Below are 21894 nucleotides of genomic sequence, written 5' to 3' on the forward strand. Positions count from 1 at the left end.
TACAGGAGTGGAGGATTCCTCTGAACGTGGCCGCGCTTCGCTGCTGAGCGCTCTTCCTTATCGAACCGGCAATGCCTGATACGATGCATCAATCTGATCACGATATTCGCAATCGCCTGCTGATTGCCCGCCTGCCGGCCATGCCGCAGATCCTCATCAAGCTGGTCGCCCACCTGCAGGCCGACGATGCCGGCATGCCGGAGCTGGCTGCCCTGATTGCCAAGGATGCGGGCATGACCAGCAAGATCCTCGGCGTGGCCAACAGCTCGGCCTACCACCGCCAGGGCAAGGTCGTCAGCCTGGAACAGTCGCTCGTGTCGCTGGGCACGGACATGATCAAGACCCTGGTCATCAGCGAGTCCGTCTTCCAGACCTTTAACAGCTTTCCCCATTCCGGCAGCACGGATTTGCGCGCCTTCTGGAAAAGTTCGCTATCGGCTGCCGTCATGGCGCGCGCGCTGGCCAAGGCCATGGCCTATCCGCACGCCGAGGAAGCGTATCTGGCGGGCTTGCTGCACAACGTGGGCCGCCTGGCCTTGCTGGCCACGGCGCCAAAGGAATACGCGTTCAATTTCACGGCGCGCGACGATGCCGCCCTGTGCGCGGTGGAGCAGCGCACCCTGCAGATCACGCATGCCGAAGCGGGCGCCTGGCTGATCGAACGCTGGCATCTCGATTCCTTCCTGGCCGACAGCGTGCTGTATCACCATGAACCGCTGGCGCGCCTGGAAGCGAGCCATCCCCTGATCCGCATCGTGCGCCTGGCGCATCTGCTGTGCAGCCATGCCGACGATGCGGAGTCGATCGCGCAGGCAGCAAGCCTGTGCGCGCTGGACGTCGCGGTGCTGGAAGAGCTGGCGGGCAGCGTGGCGCGCCAGGTGGAGCAGGCCGCGCAGCACCTTGGCATCGACCTGGCCGGCGCGGACGATATCGTCACGCCGCCCGCGTATGCGCCGCCATCCGTCGATCCGGTGCAGCAGCGCCTGTCCGACGAAGTGCGCAACATGGTGCTGGTGTCCGAAGTGGGGCAGACTTTTGCCCGCCAGCAGGGCGAGAGCAGCCTGCTGGAAGCCATTACGCGCTCGGCCCGCATCCTGTTCGACTTCGACACGGCCGTCATCCTGCTGCAAAACCCCACCGGCCATGCGCTGGTGGGCGTGGCGGCGGGCGAACATCAGCAGCGCCTGGCCGGCTTTTCGATCCCGCTGGCGAAGGGCGGTCCGCTGGCCGCGTCGGCCCTGGAATGCAAGCAGGCGTTTTTAAAGCGCGACATGCCGGCGCTGGGCATCGTCGAGGAGCAGCTGTTCCGCATTCTCGGCACGGACAGTCTGGTCTGCGTGCCTTTGGCGTCGGGCCAGCGCAGCCTGGGCGTGCTGATCGGGGGCGTGGCGGCGTGGCAGATTCCCGCCTGCCAGAAGCGCGAGGGTTTCCTGCGCGCGTATGCCAACCAGGCCGCCACGGCGCTGGAAACGGCCATCAGCGCGCGCGGCCTGGCGCGGCGCCAGCTGGATCACGTGGCCGAGGAATACCGCGCCGCATCGCGCCGCGTCGTGCATGAAGTGAATAACCCGCTGTCCATCATCAAGAACTACCTGAGCGTGCTCGATCACAAGCTGGAGAAGCAGGAGCCGGTCACGGGCGAGATGTCGATCCTGAACGAGGAAATCGACCGGGTCGGCCAGTTGATCAGCGGCCTGGCCGATTTGCAGCCGGTGGCGGCCAGTGGCGTCACCGATTGCGCGCGCGTGGTCGACGACGTGCTGCGCCTGTTCCGCGCCACCGATTTCCTGCCGCCGAAGATCGAAGTGGTCACGCGCATGCAGGATGCGCCATGCGAGGTGGAGGCCGATGCCGACATGCTCAAGCAAATCCTGCTCAATCTGCTGAAAAACGCCGTCGAAGCCCTGCCCGATGGCGGACGCATCGAAGTGGCGAACCGTGGCCACGTCAACCGCGACCGCCGCCTGTACCTGGAACTGTGCGTCAGCGACAATGGCGCCGGCCTGGCGCCGGAAGTGCTGGCCAATCTGTTTTCTCCCGTGCGCAGCAACAAGGAAGGCGCGCATCACGGCCTAGGCCTGTCCATCGTGCATGACCTGGTGACCCGCCTGCATGGCGTGATCGGCTGCCGCAGCAGCAAGTCCGGCACCTCGTTTGAAATCCTGCTGCCCATTCCCTTGCCGGCGGCCGCTGCAGCCGCGCTGCCCGCCCCCGGCAATACCGCCCTGTCTTCGTAACGTCCATGAACTCCTCCGCCATTCCATTTGACCTGGAAAACAGTCCGCGCATCCTGCTCGTCGATGACGAGCCCCGTTTGCTCGCCTCCCTCCACGAATTGCTGAAGGACCGCGGCTACCAGCTGTACACGGCCACCTGCGGCAGCGAGGCGCTGGCGCAGTTGTCGAAACTGCGCTTCGACCTGATCCTGCTCGACCTGCGCCTGCCCGACATGAGCGGCCATGAAATCATGGACCACATCAACCGGCGCGGCATCGAGGGCGACGTGATCGTCATGAGCGGCGACGTTGGCATCGAGGCGGCCATCGGCGCCCTGAAACGCGGCGCCTACGATTATCTGCGCAAGCCCTACAGCCGCGAAGAGCTGCTCAAGACGGTGGAGAACGCGCTGCAAAAGCGCAAGCTGGCGCTGGAGAACGAGCGCATCGCGCTGCAGCTGGAAAACTCGGAAAAGATGTACCGCTACCTGGTCGACAGCTCGCCCGACATCATCTATACCCTGAACCACGAAGGCCGCATCACCTTCATCAACGACCGGGTGCACCAGTTGCTGGGCTTTAGCCGCGAAGAGCTGATCGGCAGCCATTACTCGATCCTCGTCCACGATGAAGACCAGGAGCGGGCGCGCTATGCCTTCAACGAGCGCCGCCTCGACGAGCGCGCCTCGCGCAATGTGGAACTGCGCCTGAAGTGCCATAGCGGCAGCGGCAGCGACCGTACCTTCAACAACACGCTGATGACGATCCCGCTCAATTCGATCGGCATGCACAGCCTCGATCACGAAGCGCGCAAACAGGAATACTTCGGCACCTACGGCGTGGCGCGCGACATCACCGACCGCAAGCGCGCCGAGGAAGTCATCTCCTACCAGGCCTACCACGACATCCTGACGGACTTGCCGAACCGCATGCTGTTCAAGGACCGCCTGGGGCTGGCCGTGATCCAGGCGCGGCGCAAGCTGACGGAGCTGGCCGTGATGTTCATCGACCTGGACCGCTTCAAGCTGGTCAACGATACCCTGGGCCACGTGAAGGGCGACGAGCTGCTGCAGCAGGTGGCGCTGCGGCTGAAGGATTGCCTGCGCCGCGGCGATACCCTGGCGCGCCAGGGCGGCGATGAATTCACCATCGTGCTGCCCGAACTGCGCGACCGCCAGGATGCGCGCCTGATCGCCGACAAGTTCCTCGAATGCCTGCACCAGCCCTTCGACCTCGATGGCAACCAGGTGCATATTTCGGCCTCCATCGGCATCGCCATCTATCCGGGCGACGGCGAGACCATCGACGAACTGCTGCGCCATGCCGACATCGCCATGTACCAGGTCAAGGCGCTGGGCAAGAACGGCCACAGTTTTTATCACGAGTCCATGCTCGACGTGTCGCACCAGAAGATCGCGCTCGAGCAGAGCCTGCGCAAGGCGCTGGAGCTGAACCAGCTGGAGATGTATTACCAGCCGCAGGTCGATGTGATGACGGGCCGCATCGTCGGCGCCGAAGGCCTGATGCGCTGGAACCACCCGCAACGGGGCTTGCTGACGGCCGGCGAATTCCTGCCGTTCGCCGAGGAAAACGGCTTGATGCTGCCGATCTCGGACTGGATGCTGGGCGCCCTGTGCCGCGATCTGGTGCAGTGGAACGCGGCCGGCGGCGAAGCCGTGCGCCTGTCGCTCAATTTGTCGCCGCAATACCTGGACCGGGGCGACTTTTTCGAAAAGATGCGCGGCGCGCTGACGCGCTATGGCATCGCGCCGGAAAAGATTGAAGTGGAAATCACGGAAAACATCTGCATCCGCAATCCGCAGTATGCGATCGAGCAGTTGAACAAGCTGTGCCAGCTGGGCGTGTCGGTCGCCATCGACGATTTCGGCACCGGCTATTCCTCGCTGTCGTATCTGCACCGCTTCCCCATCCACACGATCAAGATCGACCAGTCGTTTGTGAAGGAAATCCACGACGAACACGGGCACTATCCCGTCATCCTGGCCATCATTTCCATCGCGCGCGGACTGGGCCTGCACCTGATTGCCGAAGGCGTGGAAACGGAAGGCCAGGCGCGCTACCTGCAGGACAAGGGCTGCACCACGATGCAGGGCTATCTGTACCACCGGCCCATTTCGCTGGGCAGTTTCATCGGCGTGCTGCAGGAGCAGAACCGCCTGATCGCCGGTGCCGCGCCGGGCGAACCGCAGCCGCTGGCCATCGAGGCCTGATCCATGCCGCCTGCAGATCCCCGCTACACGGCTGACTACCTGCGCCTGAAAGGACTGGCGGAGAAGGGCAACGCGAACGCCCAGCACAGCCTGGGCTTCATGTATTTCAATGGCCAGGGTATCGAGCAAAGCTATGCGCTGGCATTGCACTGGTATGGCCTGGCTGCCGCGCAGGGACTCGAGCACGCGCAATACAACCTGGGCGTGATGTGCCAGAAGGGACAGGGCGTGCCGCAGGATTTCGTGCAGGCCGCGCACTGGTACCAGCAGGCGGCCGAGCAGGGCTACGCGGCGGCGCAGTACAACCTGGGCTGGCTGTACGCCAAGGGCCAGGGTATCGCGCAAGACAGCGGGCAAGCCATGCTGTGGTTCAGCCGCGCGGCAGAGCAGGGCGACGCGGGCGCGCAAAACAATCTGGGCATGATGTATGACAATGGCAAGGGCGTGCCGCAGGACTTCGTGCAAGCCATCGCCTGGTACCGCAAGGCGGCCGAACAGGGGTATGCGCGGGCCCAGTTCAACCTGGGCCTGCGCTACGACAATGGCCAGGGCGTGCGCCAGGACCGTCAGCAGGCGAGCGCCTGGATGCGCAAGGCGGCCGAGCAGGGCTACGCGCCGGCCCAGTTCAACCTGGCGCTGCGCTATGAAAATGGCGACGTGCTGCCGCAGGACAGCGGGCAGGCGATCGCCTGGTACCGGCGCGCGGCCGAGCAGGGGCACGCCAGTTCGCAGTTCAACCTGGGCCTGATCTACGACAATGGCCAGGGCGTGCCCTGCGATAAACAGGCGGCCCTCGAGTGGTACGTGAAGGCGGCGGGCCAGGGGCACGCGGCGGCCCAGCACAACCTGGGCCTGCACCATGAACATGGCGCGCAGGACTATACGCGGGCGCAGGTGTTCTACCGCCAGGCGGCGGGGCAGGGTTTTCCCGCGGCGCAGTATCAGCTGGGACTGCTGCATGAGCATGGGCAGGGCATGCCTGCCGATGCGCAGGAAGCCATCTTCTGGTACCGCAAGGCGGCCGACCAGGGGCATGTGCGGGCGCAGTTCGACCTGGGCCTGCGCCATGAACATGGCCAGGGCGTGCCGCAGGATCTGGCGCTGGCGCTGGAATGGTACCGCCGCGCCGCCGAGCAGGATTATGCGCCGGCGCAATACATGCAGGGCGTGCTGCACGACCGTGACGACGGCCCCGCGCCCGACAGCCAGCTGGCTTGCGCCTGTTATTGCCGCGCCGCCGCGCAGGGGCACAGCCTGGCCCAGTTTGCGCTGGGCTTGCGGCACGACAATGGCCAGGACGTGCCGCAGGATTATGCCGCCGCCTGGGACTGGTATGCGCTGGCCGCGCGCCAGGGCCATGCACGGGCGCAAATGAACCTGGGCTTGATGGCGGCCAGCGGCCAGGGTGGTCCGCTCGATTTGCAGCAGGCGTATATCTGGCTGTCGATGGCGGCGGCGGCCGGCGTGGCCGGCGCGGAAAAATCCTTGCGCCAGACGGCGGCGCGCATGCGCGAGACAGACTTGATGCAGGTGCGCCAGCGCCTGGCAGCACTGGCCGATTAACATCGATTGCATATCGCGGCATTTCCTGTGCGAAACGGGCGTGCCGGGCCATGCAGGCAGCTGTTTCGTTGATCCGCAGGCATCTTTCGCCCGCTGGCGCGCGCCACCCCCTCCCATCCATACCATGCGGCACCGTCCAAGCGTGCGTGGATACAACAGGATTTGTTGTATCGTGCGCTCCCGCGCCGGTACACACGTATATTTCTTCAGCGACAAAAGTGCCGGCGCCGCCGTGGTTTGCTATGCTAAGGGTTCACGAATCGCCCGATGCGCCACCGGCTTTTAAACAAAGGATGATTATGCGCCCGAAATTCCTCCCCGCTCGCCCCGTTGCCCTGTTGTGCGCTGCGGCGTTGAGCTCGTCCATGGCATTCGCGGCCAACCCGCTCGCGGCCCTGACCAATCAGGAGGCCAGCAGTGGCTTGAAGGCGGCGCTGGACGCCGGCTCCGCCGCTGCCGTAGCCAAGCTGGGCGTTGAAAACGGATTCCTGAATAACGACAAGGTGAAAATCAAGCTGCCCGGCATCCTGGAGCAAGCCAAGCCCTTGCTGAAGATGACGGGGCGCGGCCAGCAGCTGGACGATCTGGTGGTGGCGATGAACCGTGCCGCCGAGTCTGCCGTGCCCATGGCCAAGCCCTTGCTGCTCGATGCGGTGAAGTCGATGAGCGTGACGGATGCGAAAAATATCCTGTCCGGTGGCGATACTTCGGTGACGGACTTCTTCCGCCAGAAAACATCCGCGCCCCTGGCCGTCAAATTCCTGCCCATCGTGAAATCCGTCACCGACCGTTCCGGCCTGGCCAGCAAATACAACAGCACCATGAGCCAGATCGGCAAGACGGGCCTGGTGCCGCAGCAGCAATCGACGGTGGAAGCTTACGTCACCGACCGCGCGCTGGACGGTCTGTACCTGATGATCGGCGAGGAAGAAAAAGCCATCCGCAGTAATCCGCTTGAATATGGCAGCAAGATTATCGGCAAAGTGTTTGGCAGTTTGAAGTGAGTGTGTAGGCCTGTCGCAGGGGGACAGGCGGTGCTTGCGCCGCACAGACAGGTGTGGCGCAAGGGAAACAAGTTAAGCATTTGCTACAAGAAAACAATGTTAAAATTCTGCGACATAAATTCCTGAGGCATGCTCAAGCAACTATCAACTGCCCAGGATTGCCTGGTTTTAGCGGCGAACTGATGCGTGGCATTGCGAGATGCCCGTCGGTTGGCCTTTTTTCGTTTCATTCACGTTTCCCCAAGCTCATTGATTTTCTGAATACATTGTCAGGAATTCCAGGTGCAGGATATTTTAGGTAGCCGGATTTGTTAAGCGTACTCAGAAAATCAATTAAATATACCTGGTGTGGTTGCTTGGTGCTTGGCGCGCCTTCGGCGATGGCCGCCACTCCGAATCATGGTGGCCAATCCGGGTATATCAATATGCCCAGCGCCGTGGTGGAGACGGACGGGACCTTCAGCGTCGGGTATAGCTATGACAGCCCGTACGGCCAGTTGTGGGCCACGGCGAATATCCTGCCCTTCCTGCAAATGACGGGACGTTATGTGTCGATCACGGGTATTCCCGGTTTTACCAACACGCCCGGTGAATATGGCAGTGGCTATGGCCGCTACAAGGATAAGGTCGTCGACGGCAAACTGCGCCTGTGGAGCGAATCGGAGTGGATGCCGTCGGTCGCCGTCGGCATGACGGATCTGTTTGGCACCGAGTTGTTCAAGGGGCAATATGTTGTTGCCACCAAGACTTTTGGCGCCAGCAAGAATATTGAAGCGAGTCTCGGCTATGCCCATAAGCGCCCGGACGGCGTGTTTGCCGGCGCGCGCTGGACCCCGGCCGCATTGCCGCGCTGGTCGGTGGTGGCCGAGTACGACACGACCAATTATCTGCGCGACTTCCGTGCCAGCGAAACGAATGCCGGCAAGCGCCGCAAGGGTGCTTCCGTGGGCCTGGAATACCGCTGGGGCTGGCTTGCCCTGCAGGCGGCACGCAACCGCGACCAGTTCAGCGTGAACGCCTATGTCAGCATTCCATTTGGCGAACGCGAGTTCGTCCCCAAGGTGTACGAGCCACCATATTTTATCGACGACAAGAATCCGCCGCCGCTGCCCAGTAAGGAAGAATGGCACCGCGACGCCGTATATGGCGCCGACCTGGTCAATGCCCTGGTGAAGCAGGACTACAAGAACATCCGTGTCGAGCAAGAGGGCAATATCCTCAGCCTGAGCCTGACCAACAGCCGTATTTCGAACATGGGCCGGGCCGTTGGCCGTGCCGCGCGCACCGCCGTCGCCTTCACGCCGAAAGGTGTGACGACCCTGCGCATCACGTATACCAAGCTGGACCAGCCAATCGCCACCTACGAATTCTTTGACCTGCCAAAACTGAACGACTATCTGGCAGGCAAGATCGACCGCAAGGCTTTCCTCGACGTCGTCCTGCTGCGTTATCCGGAGAAAAGCGACGTCATCCGCGATGATCAGCAAAGCTGGCTGCAGGAATTCCTCGACAAGCCGGCGCCCGTCGTGGCCGCGGCACCATCACCAGCACCGGTACTTGCGGCGGCTCCTGCCAGTGCGCCTGCTACCGTTGCGCCAGCGGCAACTACTCCAGCCGTTTCCGCGCCGGCTCCCGCCAAGGCTGCCAGTGTCCTCAAGGATGATGGCAAGCTGGCCGTCGGTGTCGGCGTCGATGGCGACGTGGTGCAGATCAAATCGCTGGACCGGGAAGCGAACCGTTTCAAGATCGCTCCCAAGGTGGGCTTCTTCTTCAATGACCCGAGCGGCGCCTTCCGTTATTCGATCTCGGCGGTCGCCAACTATGACCGCCGCCTGGGCGACGGCCTGTACCTGAATAGCGCCGCCAGCCTGCAGTTGCTGGAAACGGTATCGGGCGTCAAGCAGCCATCGAACAGCAATTTGCCGCACGTGCGTACCGATGTGGCGGAATACCTGCGCGGCGGGCGTTTCTCGCTGAGTCGTGTCCTGCTGAACAAATATGACAATCCCGCCGAACGCGTATATACCCGCATGTCGGCCGGCCTGTATGAAGATATGTTCCGCGGCGTCGGCGGCCAGGTGCTGTACCTGCCGAAGGATAGCCGCTGGGCGGCCGACGTGGCGGTCGATGCCTTGCAGCAGCGTGGCTACAAGGGCTTGCTCGATTCGCGCGATTACAAGACGGTGACGGCGATCGGTTCCCTGCATTACCGCTTGCCGCACGACATTACCGTGACGGCCCGTGCCGGCCGCTTCCTGGCGAAAGACACGGGCGTGCGCATGGAGTTCAAGCGCCGTTTCCAGTCCGGCATCGAAGTCGGTGCCTGGTACACGCATACGAATGGCAACGATATCACCAGCCCCGGTACGCCATCGAAGCCCTATCAGGACCGTGGCGTTTTCCTGTCCGTCCCGCTGAACAGTATGTTGCCGATGGATACGCAATCGACGGCCGGCTTTGCCATCTCGCCATGGACGCGCGACGTGGGGCAGATGGTGGCTTCGCCGGGCGACCTGTATGACATGTTCGAGCGCCCGCGCGCCGACATGCACAGCTACGATGGCCTGGGCAACTTTGCCGAACGCCCGGACGAACAGCACCTGCCGGCCGTCAATCCTCCGGACCGGCCGTTTGTCAGCCCATGGCCAGCGTTTCGCGCGCGGCTGGATCAGTCGGCTTCTGCCTTGCCGCAACCGGCCGAGTGGGTCAAGGCCACGGCCCTGATCGGCGGCGTGGTGGTGGCTTCCGCATTGGCCGACAAACCCGTCGACCGTTTCGTCAAGAAACACGAGGATTCCAAGGTCTACCGCAACTGGGACAAGCTGGGCAAGGCCATGCCGTATGCGGCAGTGGGCGCCGCTGCCGCTGCTTTCGCCCTGGGTGATGACCGCATGCAAAATACGGGACTCATTTCCCTGCAATCGGTTGCCGCGGCAACAGGCCTGGCCGTGGCCGGCAAATATGCGTTTGGCCGCGCCCGCCCAGAAGAAGACCTCGGCGCGTGGAGCCGTGTCGGCAGCAGCAGTTCCCGTTCGAATTCCTCCTTCCCTTCCGCGCATGCGGCGATCGGCTTTGCTGCCGTGACGCCGTTTGCCAAGGAATACGATGCGCCCTGGTTGTACAGCGTCGCTGCCGTGGGTTCCGCCGGCCGCGTGTTTGGACGCAAACATTGGGTGTCGGACACGGTCGCCGGCGGCATCCTGGGCTACGCCATGGGCAGCTGGCTGTGGCACGCGCAGCGCGACCAGAGCAAATCGGGTTTGTCGATCAATCCCGGACCGAAAGAAATCAGCGTGACCTGGCAGGGCAAGTATTAAGCGCGCATGGCGCCCCCTTTACTCATACAACATCATTCATCCAGACAAAGACCAGCATGAAAAAGCAACTTCGTACTCCCCCCCCTTTCGTGAAGCACATGATTTTCTCGGCGTGCCTGCTGGGCGCCGGCTCCTCCTTCGCCGTCGAGCAGGAGTTTGGCGTGGGCGATACGCCGCGCGTGGATCTTGCACGCGTGCAGGCGAACGAAATGGGTGGCAGCGGCTTGCCCAGCATTCGCAGCGGGCGTGGTGAACAGCGCCAGGTGAAAGGTTTGCCCGGTAGTACCGCCAGCAAACGCGCCGTATCCGATACCGGCATGGATGCGACGCTGGACGCGCCAGTTGGCGCCTTTGAAGAGTACGTTGATGGCGTGACGGGGAAAAAGCTGAGCATTTTCGGCAAGGATTTGTTCAGTGGCGTACCGGCCACCTTTGCGCCGCTCGATGGCGTCCAGGTGAACCAGGAATACGTGATCGGCACGGGCGACGAGTTGCAGGTGCGGGGCTGGGGCATGGTCGATATCGACGTCAGTGCCACGGTCGACCGCAGCGGTGCGATTTTCATCCCACGCGTCGGCTCCATCAAGGTCAGCGGCGTGCAATACAAAGACCTGCAGGGCTACCTGAAGAAAGCCATTGGCAAGATCTACACCAATTTCGACCTGACGGCGAGCATCGCACAAACGCGCGCCGTGCAAATCTACGTGGTTGGCCATGCAGTACGTCCCGGTACCTATACCCTCAATTCCATGAGCTCCATGCTCAACGCCCTGTTTACTTCGGGTGGTCCGGACGCTACCGGTAGCATGCGCAATATCCAGCTCAAGCGCGGCAAGGACACCGTTACCACGTTCGACCTGTATGACATGCTGGTCAAGGGTGACAAGAGCCATGACGTCACCCTGCGTGATGGCGACGTGATCTATATTCCTGAAGTGGGCCCGCTGGTGGCCTTGACGGGTAGCGTGAAGCAACCGGCTATTTTCGAATTGAAAGGCAGTTCCAGCCTGGCGGATTTGTTAAGCTGGGCCGGCGGTTTTGATTCTGCTGCGGAAACGAAGCAAGTGATCGTCGAGAAAAACGTCGATAACCAATACAAGACTGTCGTGGAGTTGACCGCCGATAAAGGCATGATCAATAGCCAGTTGGCAGGTATTGCGATCAAGCCTACCGATATCCTGCGGGTGTTCGCGCCAGGTGCCGTCCCAGTCCAGGCGCAAATCCAGAATGAATACGTGCGCGTGGCCGGGGAAGCAAAGCAGAGCGGCATTTTTCTGTTGAAGAAAGGCGAAACCCTGCGCGAGCTGGTTGCACGCGTTGGCGGCGCCAATGAAAACGGCTACCTGTATGCCACGCAGCTGAATCGTGAGTCTGTGCGCCGTGCACAGCAAATCAAACTGAACCAGGTGGCTGACCGTTTCGAGCGCGACCTGGAATCGAACGCAACCCAGCGCATGGCCGCCAGCAGCGACAGGGAGAGTGCGGCGAAAGCTGCGGCCGAAGTGGAACAACAGCGTCGTATCGCGCAAAAACTGCGCAGCATTAAAGCGGAGGGCCGTATCGTCCTCGATCTGCCAGGTGTCGATACGCAAGTCAAAAATCTTCCGGACTTGCCGCTGCAAGATGGTGATTCCATCCTGATTCCGCGCCGCCCTGGCACCGTGGATGTCCTTGGCTCGGTATTCCAGCAAAACGCCTTTGTTTACCGCCCACAGCGGACGGTGAATGATTATGTTCAACAGGCCGGCGGCATTACGGCGAATGCGGATAAATCCGAAATGTATGTCATTCGTGCCGACGGCACGGCGCAAAGCGGTCAAGGCACCGGATGGTTCAGCGGTATCGGTGGCAGTGCCTTGAATCCAGGGGATACCGTTGTGGTGCCAGAGAAAATCGACCGAAGCACATTTATGCAGAGTCTGAAGGAATGGACTGCGATTTTCTATCAGTTTGGTCTAGGTGCTGCTGGTTTGAAAGTGCTGAAAGATTGATACGGCATTTAGCTGGACGCATATAAAACCATACTCTATTTGAAAGCAAACGATGTCCGAGCATGTGGAAATTCAGAATAAACAACATTCAGTAAATAAAGCGGAAGAGGATGGTATCCATTTACTCGATGTGTGTGCCGCCCTGGTGCGCCAACGAAGAATCATTATCATTCTCCCGCTGATTACAGGTGCATTGGCGTTAACGGCGAGTTTGCTGATGACGCCGAAGTATGTGAGCACGGCTGTCATTATGCCGCCGCAGCAACAGAGTTCCTCTGTTTCCTCGATGTTGGGGCAACTTGGTGGGTTGGCCGGGGGCGTAGGTGGTATTGCTGGATTAAAAAATCCCAATGATTTGTATGTGGGCATGCTGCAAAGCCGAACGATTGCGGATAATTTAATCGAGCGATACAAGCTCAAGGAGCGTTTCAAAAAAAATACGATGGATGAGACGCGCGAAAAATTGACAAAGGTACGTGCCTTATCCAATGGGAAGGATGGCTTGATTGGCATTTCCATCGAAGACAAGGATCCAAAATTTGCTGCGGAACTAGCTAATGCCCACGTTACGGAATTGGCTGCCTTGACAAAAGGCTTGGCCATTACAGAAGCGTCGAGACGGAGAGTTTTTTTTGAGAAGCAATTGAAAGCTGCCAAAGACGACTTGGCGAATGCAGAAGTTGCCATGCGTAAGATGCAGGAAGCCACTGGCATGCTCCAGCTTGAAGGTCAGGTAAAAGGAATTATCGCCAATGAAGCTCAGCTTCAGGGCACTATTGCCGCGAAGAATGTGCAACTGCAATCTATGCGTAGTTTTGCGACAGTCAATAATCCAGAATATATGCGATTGCAAGAAGAAGTACGCGGTCTGCAAAACCAGTTGGAAAAGCAACAGAATGGCAAGGGGCGGGCTGGCGATGTAATGATCCCAAGCGGAAAAATTCCGGAGGCAAGTATTGAATATGTACGAACTCTGCGTGATGTTAAGTATTACGAAACTATTTTCGAATTGCTGGCAAAACAGTATGAACTGGCAAAAATTGATGAAGCCAAGGATTCATCCATGATTCAGCAGCTTGATCTGGCTGTGCCGGCCGAGGAAAAAACAAAACCCAAACCTTTAGCGTTGACAGTGGTGGCATTTATTGGCGGCGGTGTGCTTGCGATTTTAATTGCATTGTTGCGCGATACCTACATTTCATCACGAAAAAGTGAAAAAAATATTCAGCGCTGGATGGTGCTTAGGAATGCGTGGAAAAAATAGCCAATATCGCATGAATTAAATTTTGAAAATATTTTTCTGATGTTGAATAAGTAAACAGATTTGAATATAAATGGTTTTTCCAAAAAATGACGACTGCATCATTACGTAATATTTTTCTAAAGAATGCTGTCGCCAATGTAATCGGTGGTATAGGTTCTGCGCTGTTTAATTTACTGCTTCCAGCTTTGGTGGTGCGATATCTGGGGAAATTGGAATTCTCAGTATGGAGTTTGGCATTACAGGTATTGATCTATTTGCAGTTGTTCGGTTTTGGCCTGCAAACGGCGATGACAAAATTTATCGCTCATGCACATGAACTGAACGACCTGGATGACCAAAGGAAAACAATGAAGGCCGGGCTTGTCATCGTAACCGGTTTTGTTTTTTTTGCGATGTTCGCAGTGTCAATTCTTGTTATTTTCTATCCATTATTGTTCAAGAATATACCACCTGAATTAATCGGCGAGTTTCGTATTTGCATACTCTTGCTGGGAATTTCTGCAGCTTGGCAGCTATTTGCCCTGATACCTATGGGGGTGTTTGTAGGTTTGCATAGAAACATCATTCCAGTAAGTGGGCAATTATTCGTTCGTATGTTCAGTTTGCTTGCTTTATGGCTGGTTTTAAAAAATGGCGCAGGCCTACTCGTGTTGTCGTTAACCATGGCAGTGAGTAGTGCGCTCATTGTGCCAATTAATTTCCTGGCCATACGCCGATGGGCATCGGCGTTGATAACGGCGCTGGGGCCGATGGAGAAAAAGCGATTTGGCGATTTGCTGAAGTATTGCGGAAATTTAGCAATATGGAATATTGCCATGCTTTTGGTGAATGGTATGTCAATAATGATCGTTGGTCATTTTGATTTCAAGAGCGTTGCAGCTTATTCCCTTGCATCTACCGTTATTGCGATCATGATCGGCTTGCAGCAGGCAATTATTTCACCATTATTACCTGCTGGAGCAAAATTAAATGCGCGGGAAGAAACACGGCATGAATTGCCGAAGTTAATGATCAGCGCGACGCGTATTTGTATTGCAGGATTGATTCTGTCTGTTATTGGGCTGTACTTTTTCGGTGTAAATTTCTTGCAAGCATGGTTGGGTAAGGGATATAGCGAAGATATACTGAAATTATTATCGATATTGGCAATTGCCAATATGGTACGAAATATAGCGCTTCCATATTCGATGTTATTGCTTGCTATCAATATGCAAAAGCAAGTACGCCTTACCGTCTTTGTCGAAGGTGTTGTAACTCTGCTGGCAAGTATAGCGCTCGGATATCAGTATGGTGCATTTGGTGTGGCATATGGTGCATTAATAGGATCTGTTTCGGGTTTTTTTTGCAATTATATGTTTAACTTCTCTTCAACAAGACTGATTGTTCCGGATATATTTCTATTCACTTTGAAATCTGGGGTTTTTCTCTCTTTGCCTGTGGCTGTATTTGTATTGGTGTTTTAATGGGGATCTTATGTTTGAAGGGTTAAGGAAATTTTTCTTTTGTGCCAAGAATAAATTTGTCAAAAAATCAAAAACATCTTTCTTCTCAATATATACCAATTCTGAACACATTACTGTTGGTAAAAATGTCACGATAGGAAGAGGATCGGTAATATTCCCTATACGAAACGTGAGCGGTCAGGAGTTTAATGCCCATATTGAAATTGGTGATTTGGTTTATATCGGACATCAGACTCAGCTTCATTCCGTTGGCCATATGAAGATTGGTCGCGGAAGTGTTCTTAGTGATTATGTTTATTTGTCCGATGTCGCCCATGGTTTGTCGCCTGTTAAAGGTCCTATCATGCAGCAACCTTTGGAGTCAAAGGGAGCAGTTATTATTGGCGAGAACTGTTTTATAGGATATGGCGTGGCAATTTTGCCAGGAGTACAGCTTGGGGATAGCTGCGTTGTTTCTGCCAGAGCGGTTGTTACAAAATCTTTCCCTGCTTACACAATGTTGGCAGGCAGTCCAGCCAAGATTATCAAGAAATTTGATTTTTCGACTGAAGAATGGGTTTCTGTATATTAAAACATGAATAAATTAAAAAAAATTTTCCAGGAAGATATTTTTAATATTTTCAACTTGTTGGATATTTTTTTGGTTAGAGTCAAAACAAAATGTTTTTATAAATTGTTTTTTGGTTCGATTGGAAAAAAATCAGTAATTTATAAGCCAACTTTAATTGCCAATCCAAAAAACATCTTTATAGGTGATTTTGTCACTATAAGAAATGGTGCAAGAATAGAGGTGGTGCGAACCAACGGGAATTTTTCGCCGAGGATTTCAATTGGAAATAATGTCAATATTGAACAAAACGTGCATATCGTTTGCGGGTCAAATATTTCCATCGGCGACAATGTATCGATCACTGGTGGTGTAGCAATCGTTGATATTGTTCATCCATACGAAAATGTTGATGATGAGAGCAAAATCGGTTCACGTCTTCAATGTGAAGGAAATTATGTCGATATTGCGGAAAATGTATTTATCGGTTACGGTTCTATAATTATGCCGAATGTTAAAATAGGTAAAAATTCAATAATTGGCGCGCATTCTGTTGTGAATGTAAATGTTCCCGCATTTTCTGTTGTTGCGGGAAATCCGGCAAAAATTATAAAGACATACTGCTTTAAAGATAAAGAATGGAAAAAAACATCATGAAGATATTAATTACTGGCGGCGCAGGATTTATCGGTTCAAATCTGGCATTGCATTTGGTTAGTCTGGGACATGAAGTCACTATTTTGGATAATTTGTCTCCTCAAATTCATGGCGAAAATCCTATGGTAACTTCGCCACTATTTCAAAGCATCAAGGATAAGACAAATTTTCTGCTGGGCTCTGTCACTGATGTTGCTGCTTGGGAAAAGGTTTTGCCTGGCCAGGACGCGATTGTGCATCTGGCTGCTGAAACTGGTACGGGACAGTCAATGTATGAAATCAAGCGCTATGTTGATGTGAATATTGGCGGTACCGGAATTATGCTGGATTTGCTGGCGAATGGTCGCTACCAGGTCAAAAAGGTTGTTGTGGCTTCATCGCGGTCGATTTATGGTGAAGGAAAATATCACTCCCCGTCTTTGGGCATCGTCTATCCTGGTGCGCGCAAAGATGCGGATATGCAGGTTGGACGCTTTGAACCATTGTGCCCGCAGACGGGTGAAGCACTGACGTTGTTAGCTACCGATGAAGAATCGAAAATTCACCCGTCATCGGTTTATGGTATTACCAAGCAAAATCAGGAACAAATGGTAATGACCGTTTGTGCTTCCATCGGGATCGGAGCGACAGCGCTTCGCTATCAAAATGTCTTCGGTCCGGGGCAATCCTTGAGCAACCCCTACACAGGCATTTTGTCAATCTTCTCGACACGTATTAAAAATGGCAATCATCTCAATATTTTTGAAGATGGTAAAGAAAGCCGAGATTTTGTTTTCATTGATGATGTGGTAGATGCAACTGCGCTGGCGTTGATGGAAGATGCTGCAAATGGGCAAGTTTTTGGTATTGGCTCCGGAGTTGCGACCGAGGTTTTGAGCGTAGCTCAAACCTTGGTGCAGCACTATGGTATTGACGTGCCAATTAAGATCACGGGGGCGTACAGGTTAGGTGATATTCGTCATAACTTTGCCGATCTGAGCAAGGCCAATCACTTATTGAAATTTATACCTAAAGTGGATTTTAGTACGGGCATTGCACGTTTTGCCGATTGGGTAAATTCTCAAGATGTATCTGCCGACGGATATGACCAGAGCATTAGCGAAATGAAGAAACGTGGACTTTATAAGTAATAGTAATTGAGGAAAAAATTTATTCTACTTGATCATTTCAAATTTCATCGCTACTGGTGCAATGTGCCATGAGCGAATATTCATTGAATACAGAAAAAACTGCCGCACATGGACGATGTGGCAGTACAAGACATCGCTCAAGATCGTACGTTTACATATCGATCATGTTGTCCGTTATCTGCATGATTCATTTTTGGTGATCGAAGTAATAAGTAGAGTAATTTGAATTGAGAATTTCAAGGAACTAATTTATGAATCCGCGTGTTGGTTTGGTAACTGTGCTATTTAATAGTGCGGATGTGTTGCCTGGTTTTTTTCAGAGTTTGAGTGCTCAGTCTTATCGTGATTATTGGTTGTATATAATTGATAATAGTTTGGATGAGCTATCCTTCGAATCGGCAAAAAAAGAAATAGAAAAATACAATATAAGTAATGTCACTCTAATTAAAAATGACAAGAATGTCGGTGTTGCTGCTGCTAATAATCAGGGCATCGTTCTTGCTCTGGAGGCGAAATGCGAGTATGTGCTTGTATTAAATAATGATATTGAGTTTGCTGATACGGAATTATTTTCATCAATGGTTGCCGTTGCCGATGCGAACAATGAAAAGCTGGTTACCCCCAAAATATATTTCTATGACTCAGATTTGATTTGGTGTGCGGGCGGCTCGCTCAGCGAATGGCGCGGCGTTGTCCGGCATTACGGCGAAATGCAACCGGATTCTGAAAAATACTCGAGCGATTGCTATGTCCAATACGCGCCCACTTGTTTTATGCTGGTACATAGAGATGTATTTGATCGTATTGGATTAATGGACGAAAAATATTTCGTATATTACGACGACGTTGATTTTATTTATCGTTCAACCCAGGCAGGATTTAAATTGAAATACTGGGCTGAAGGAGAGGTCCGGCATAAGGTGAGTAGCAGTACTGGCGGGGATGAATCCCCTTTTTCTGTTTATTATACGAACCGTAATAGAATTTATTATATCAGGAAAAATTTCAAAGGCATGAAAAAGTCGGTTGCTATTTCTTATACGGTACTGACGCGTATTGTTAAAATGGCCAATTTTTCAAATCTTAAACGATCGCGGAAAATGTATGACGCGATGATTGCCGGTTTTTTTATGTGAATTCATAAATAAAGATGTATAGTAAAGTGGATTTATATGAAAAAAAATAAAAGCGTGCTGTTGATTTGCTTTGACATACCATTTCCAGATAACTATGGCGGTGTTATCGATGTCTGGAAGAGAATCGTGCACTTAAAAAAGATGGGCTTTACTGTTCATGTGATTAGTTTCTATCTGAGTGAAAAAAGATTGCAAGCTTTCAATGAATCAGAAGAGGGGAAATTGGTCGACAGGCATTTTCCGATCAAGTCAAAATTGATGCCGTCGTGGAAATGGATTACCTATCCCTTGTCGATGGCAATTCGATTTTTCAGCGAAAAAGATGCTCGTAATCTTGGAAGACAGCTTTATTCTCATTACGATTATGTTATCGTTGAGCATACCAAACTGCTGCTGTCATTTTTTACAATGCTTCAGAAATTCAAGATAAGTTTCGGCAAGAAATATTTGCGCATGCATAACTGCGAAGCCGAGTATTATCTGAGCATGGCACAAGCAGAAAAAGGAATTATTAGAAAGTTATTTTACCGTATTGAGTCGTTGAAATATCGGCATTATGAGAAAAAGATGTTGGCGAACCAATTTGTGGATGAAATACTATTTATTTCAGATAGAGATAAGGAAATTATTGGTCCTGTAGACTTGCCGACATCTGTATTGCCTATACTGACAGACCATGCTTATTCCTTGAGTACTTACGAAAATAAAATTAATACATTATTGTTTGTGGGGAATCTTGATCTTTCGGATAATATTGAAGCCGTTAAGAGGCTATATGCATATCTCGCAGATTGGCTGGCACTTCATTCTGATGTGAAACTAGTGATTGCCGGCAAGAAGGTTGAGTCCGATATGAATCCCTTTTCAGATTTTTCGCTTGAAAATGTTGAATTGTTTTTCAATATCAGCAATGAGTTCAAAGAAAATATTATGAATCAGGCAAAGGTATTTTGCTCCTTTTCGATGAATCCTGCAGGAGTGAAACTCAAGACATTGGAGGGGGCTTCATTCGGATTGCCAATACTGGCAAATAATAATGCGGTGAATGGCTCTGGATTGGAAAATTCGGTTCTCAATATCGATTCAATGAGCAAGGAAGATGTATATGCTGAATTGACGAAAATAATGAGAGATGGAGATTATTTTCAGGAGAAAGTCGAATTATTGTTCAAAAGTTACAATGAGCTTGTTGTTGATTCGATAAATTCTTACGATCGTGTATTTTCATGATTATCAAACTCGTTGCATTATTATTGCCGTTAATGATATTCAACACCATTAGTTTTGGTGCCGTTCCTCTTCCTTTTGTAACGCTTTTACTGGCACTTACTTGCGCTATCATGATGTGGAAAAGGAAAATCATCCCCGGATTTTCCTATACGGCACCATTGCTTTCCTTGTTGGTAATATCTTTTTGCAAGGCAATATTTTTGCTGGGGACCGATAGCATTGTTGATGTGGTGAAGATATCAACAATGCTGATCGCATTGGCTGGAATATATTTTATTTTCAAAGAAAATTTGCAGGATTTCCTTCAATGGTATTTCTACGCAATGATTTTGATTTTACTATATATGGTATATCAATTTGTTGTATTGGCTGCGGGGCTTGATCGTAGCGCTTGGGGTGTAAATCTGCCGGTGGAAATGTGGAATGCCAACGCCTGGCATGTGTCAATTATAAGAGACGGCATTATTCGTGTTCAGGGTTTTGCTTACGAACCTGCGTATCTGGCAATATTTTTGGGTTTTGCTCTGTTTTGTGCCAATAGTTTTCCTGGTTACAGGAAGTGGACGATTTTCATAGTTGTTGGATTGTTCGCAACAGGCTCAAGAAATACCATGGTTTTTTTGGTGGTTTTTTACGGATTGCTTTTTTCCTATAAAAAATTGAGCGAAAATTTTATCGGTTTTATTTATCTATTATCCTTCTTCTTCCCGGTCGCCACTTTCTTTCTGTTGGATTTGAATGATGGATTTGATGTTTCCATTTTGGCGCGTGCACTGCCATATAAGGTAATTGCGGAGAATATATTTTCTGATTTTTGGTCTAGTCTGATTGGCGTCGCGTCGTATGTGGATGCTATCGATAACAGCGCGTATTTGTATGGTTTTTCTGATGTGGTAATTTCAGAGAAGGTTAATGAAGACCCGAAAAGTTTCATAGCATATTTAATTTTGCATTTCGGATTCCTGGGATTTTTTGTATTTATATTTTCTCAATGGTGGTTCCTGAGAAGGTCGAAAATTTCATTGATCTATATGACCTCCTTTAATCTTCTTTGCTTCAATATAAATGTATTGTTTTGGCCAATTTATTGGTGTGTGTACGCATTGTCAATAGTGATGCAGAAAAAAATTACCGTAGCTACTGAAGATATTTCAAGTAAAAACGATGTAACTGATGCCGAGCACGGCACTTCGATAGGGTTGTTGAAAAAATGACAGATGCTGTTTCGTTTGCAGTTGTAGTGCCAACATTGAATGCTGGCCCGGCTTGGCAGCAATGGATTGATGGCTTGAAGAGTCAATCGGCGACACCGGATAAAGTTTTGATTGTCGATTCGTCTTCCAACGATGCTACTGCGGATATTGCTGCCGCAGCTGGTTATGATGTTTTGCGAATTGAACGGAAAGACTTTAACCATGGCACCACACGGCAGTTAGCGGCTGAAAGGCTGGGTGATACCGAGATTATTGTTTATCTTACGCAAGATGCAATCTTGGCTGACCAAGATGCATTGAAAAATTTGCTCTCCACCTTTGCTGATCCGTCCGTTGCCATTGCCTATGGACGCCAATTACCTCATCGCGATGCAAAGCCTATCGGTGCGCATGCCAGAATTTTTAACTACACTGAGAAGTCCGAGGTGAAATCTGCGAATGATATTTCGCGCCTTGGACTAAAAGTGGCGTTTGTGTCAAATTCTTTTGCCGCATATCGACGAGCTGTGCTGATGTCAATTGGTGGGTTTCCTTCGGATAACATTTTCGGCGAGGACACGTATGTATCAGCGAAGGTAATACTGGCGGGGTTGAAGGTGGCGTATGTCTCTGACGCTAAGGTGTTTCATTCCCATGATTATTCTGTAATCCAGGACTTTCAGCGTTATTTCGATATAGGTGTTTTCCATTCCCGCGAGCCATGGCTTCGTTCCGCGTTTGGTGGAGCTGAAGGGGAAGGAAAAAGATTTGTTGTCTCGGAACTGAGATTCCTGATGAAAAATGCAATTTTTCTTATTCCATCTTCCATGTTCCGTACGCTTGTTAAGTATGTAGGCTATCGTATGGGTTTAATAGAGCATCGTTTGTCGAAAAAAATCAAGCTGAAGCTGAGCATGCATAAAGGTTACTGGTCCTGAGTGGCGGATTAATC

Annotated in this window: 15 protein-coding genes; all 15 read left to right on the plus strand. The window is 52.7% G+C overall.

The genetic code is table 11. The features are described 5' to 3' along the window. The first annotated feature begins 83 nt into the window (after window positions 1-83). The 15 genes from GCN74_RS00635 (at window position 84) to GCN74_RS00705 (ending at window position 21880) form a co-directional block, all read left to right on the plus strand. Complete coding sequence (locus GCN74_RS00635; RefSeq protein ID WP_226938799.1) at window positions 84-2237, plus strand: HDOD domain-containing protein; 2154 nt, start codon at window positions 84-86, stop codon at window positions 2235-2237. A 5-nt stretch (window positions 2238-2242) separates the two neighbouring features. After that, the gene (locus tag GCN74_RS00640) at window positions 2243-4447 is read left to right on the plus strand and encodes an EAL domain-containing protein (protein WP_152254858.1); all 2205 of its coding nucleotides are present in this window, start codon (window positions 2243-2245) and stop codon (window positions 4445-4447) included. A 3-nt stretch (window positions 4448-4450) separates the two neighbouring features. Further along, window positions 4451-6010 (plus strand): SEL1-like repeat protein, encoded by a 1560-nt coding sequence (locus GCN74_RS00645; protein ID WP_152254859.1) that lies wholly within the window; start codon window positions 4451-4453, stop codon window positions 6008-6010. Window positions 6011-6309: 299 nt separating this feature from the next. Continuing rightward, window positions 6310-7014 carry a DUF4197 domain-containing protein gene (locus GCN74_RS00650; protein ID WP_152254860.1) on the plus strand — a complete coding sequence of 235 codons (705 nt, stop codon included), beginning with the start codon at window positions 6310-6312 and terminating at the stop codon, window positions 7012-7014. Between the two features lie 425 nt (window positions 7015-7439). After that, complete coding sequence (locus tag GCN74_RS00655; protein WP_413541513.1) at window positions 7440-10331, plus strand: YjbH domain-containing protein; 2892 nt, start codon at window positions 7440-7442, stop codon at window positions 10329-10331. 56 nt (window positions 10332-10387) lie between these two features. Continuing rightward, on the plus strand, window positions 10388-12322 hold the full coding sequence (locus GCN74_RS00660; RefSeq protein ID WP_152254862.1) for an SLBB domain-containing protein: 1935 nt from the start codon (window positions 10388-10390) through the stop codon (window positions 12320-12322). A 52-nt stretch (window positions 12323-12374) separates the two neighbouring features. Continuing rightward, entirely contained in the window at window positions 12375-13586 is a 1212-nt protein-coding gene (locus tag GCN74_RS00665) for a GumC family protein (protein ID WP_152254863.1), read from the plus strand. A gap of 86 nt (window positions 13587-13672) precedes the next feature. Next, window positions 13673-15049, plus strand: coding sequence for a hypothetical protein (locus tag GCN74_RS00670; protein WP_152254864.1), 1377 nt, complete (start codon window positions 13673-13675; stop codon window positions 15047-15049). Window positions 15050-15059: 10 nt separating this feature from the next. After that, window positions 15060-15620, plus strand: coding sequence for an acyltransferase (locus GCN74_RS29635; protein WP_152254865.1), 561 nt, complete (start codon window positions 15060-15062; stop codon window positions 15618-15620). A 3-nt stretch (window positions 15621-15623) separates the two neighbouring features. Continuing rightward, a complete protein-coding gene (locus GCN74_RS00680) occupies window positions 15624-16253 on the plus strand; it encodes an acyltransferase (RefSeq protein WP_152254866.1) in 630 nt (209 codons plus the stop codon). Continuing rightward, on the plus strand, window positions 16235-17383 hold the full coding sequence (locus tag GCN74_RS00685) for an NAD-dependent epimerase/dehydratase family protein (RefSeq protein WP_319633442.1): 1149 nt from the start codon (window positions 16235-16237) through the stop codon (window positions 17381-17383). Before GCN74_RS00680 ends, GCN74_RS00685 begins: the two co-directional genes overlap by 19 nt. Before the next feature lie 251 nt (window positions 17384-17634). Then, the gene (locus GCN74_RS00690; protein ID WP_152254867.1) at window positions 17635-18519 is read left to right on the plus strand and encodes a glycosyltransferase family 2 protein; all 885 of its coding nucleotides are present in this window, start codon (window positions 17635-17637) and stop codon (window positions 18517-18519) included. Window positions 18520-18555: 36 nt separating this feature from the next. After that, on the plus strand, window positions 18556-19749 hold the full coding sequence (locus tag GCN74_RS00695) for a glycosyltransferase (RefSeq protein WP_152254868.1): 1194 nt from the start codon (window positions 18556-18558) through the stop codon (window positions 19747-19749). Next, window positions 19746-20963: a hypothetical protein gene (locus GCN74_RS00700; protein WP_152254869.1), complete on the plus strand. Its 1218-nt coding sequence runs from the start codon at window positions 19746-19748 to the stop codon at window positions 20961-20963. The genes GCN74_RS00695 and GCN74_RS00700 overlap by 4 nt, the downstream gene beginning before the upstream one ends. Continuing rightward, complete coding sequence (locus GCN74_RS00705) at window positions 20960-21880, plus strand: glycosyltransferase family 2 protein (protein WP_152254870.1); 921 nt, start codon at window positions 20960-20962, stop codon at window positions 21878-21880. Before GCN74_RS00700 ends, GCN74_RS00705 begins: the two co-directional genes overlap by 4 nt. Window positions 21881-21894 lie beyond the last annotated feature (14 nt).

The sequence above is a fragment of the Janthinobacterium sp. FT14W genome, from assembly GCF_009208755.1.
Lineage (GTDB): Bacteria > Pseudomonadota > Gammaproteobacteria > Burkholderiales > Burkholderiaceae_D > Janthinobacterium > Janthinobacterium violaceinigrum.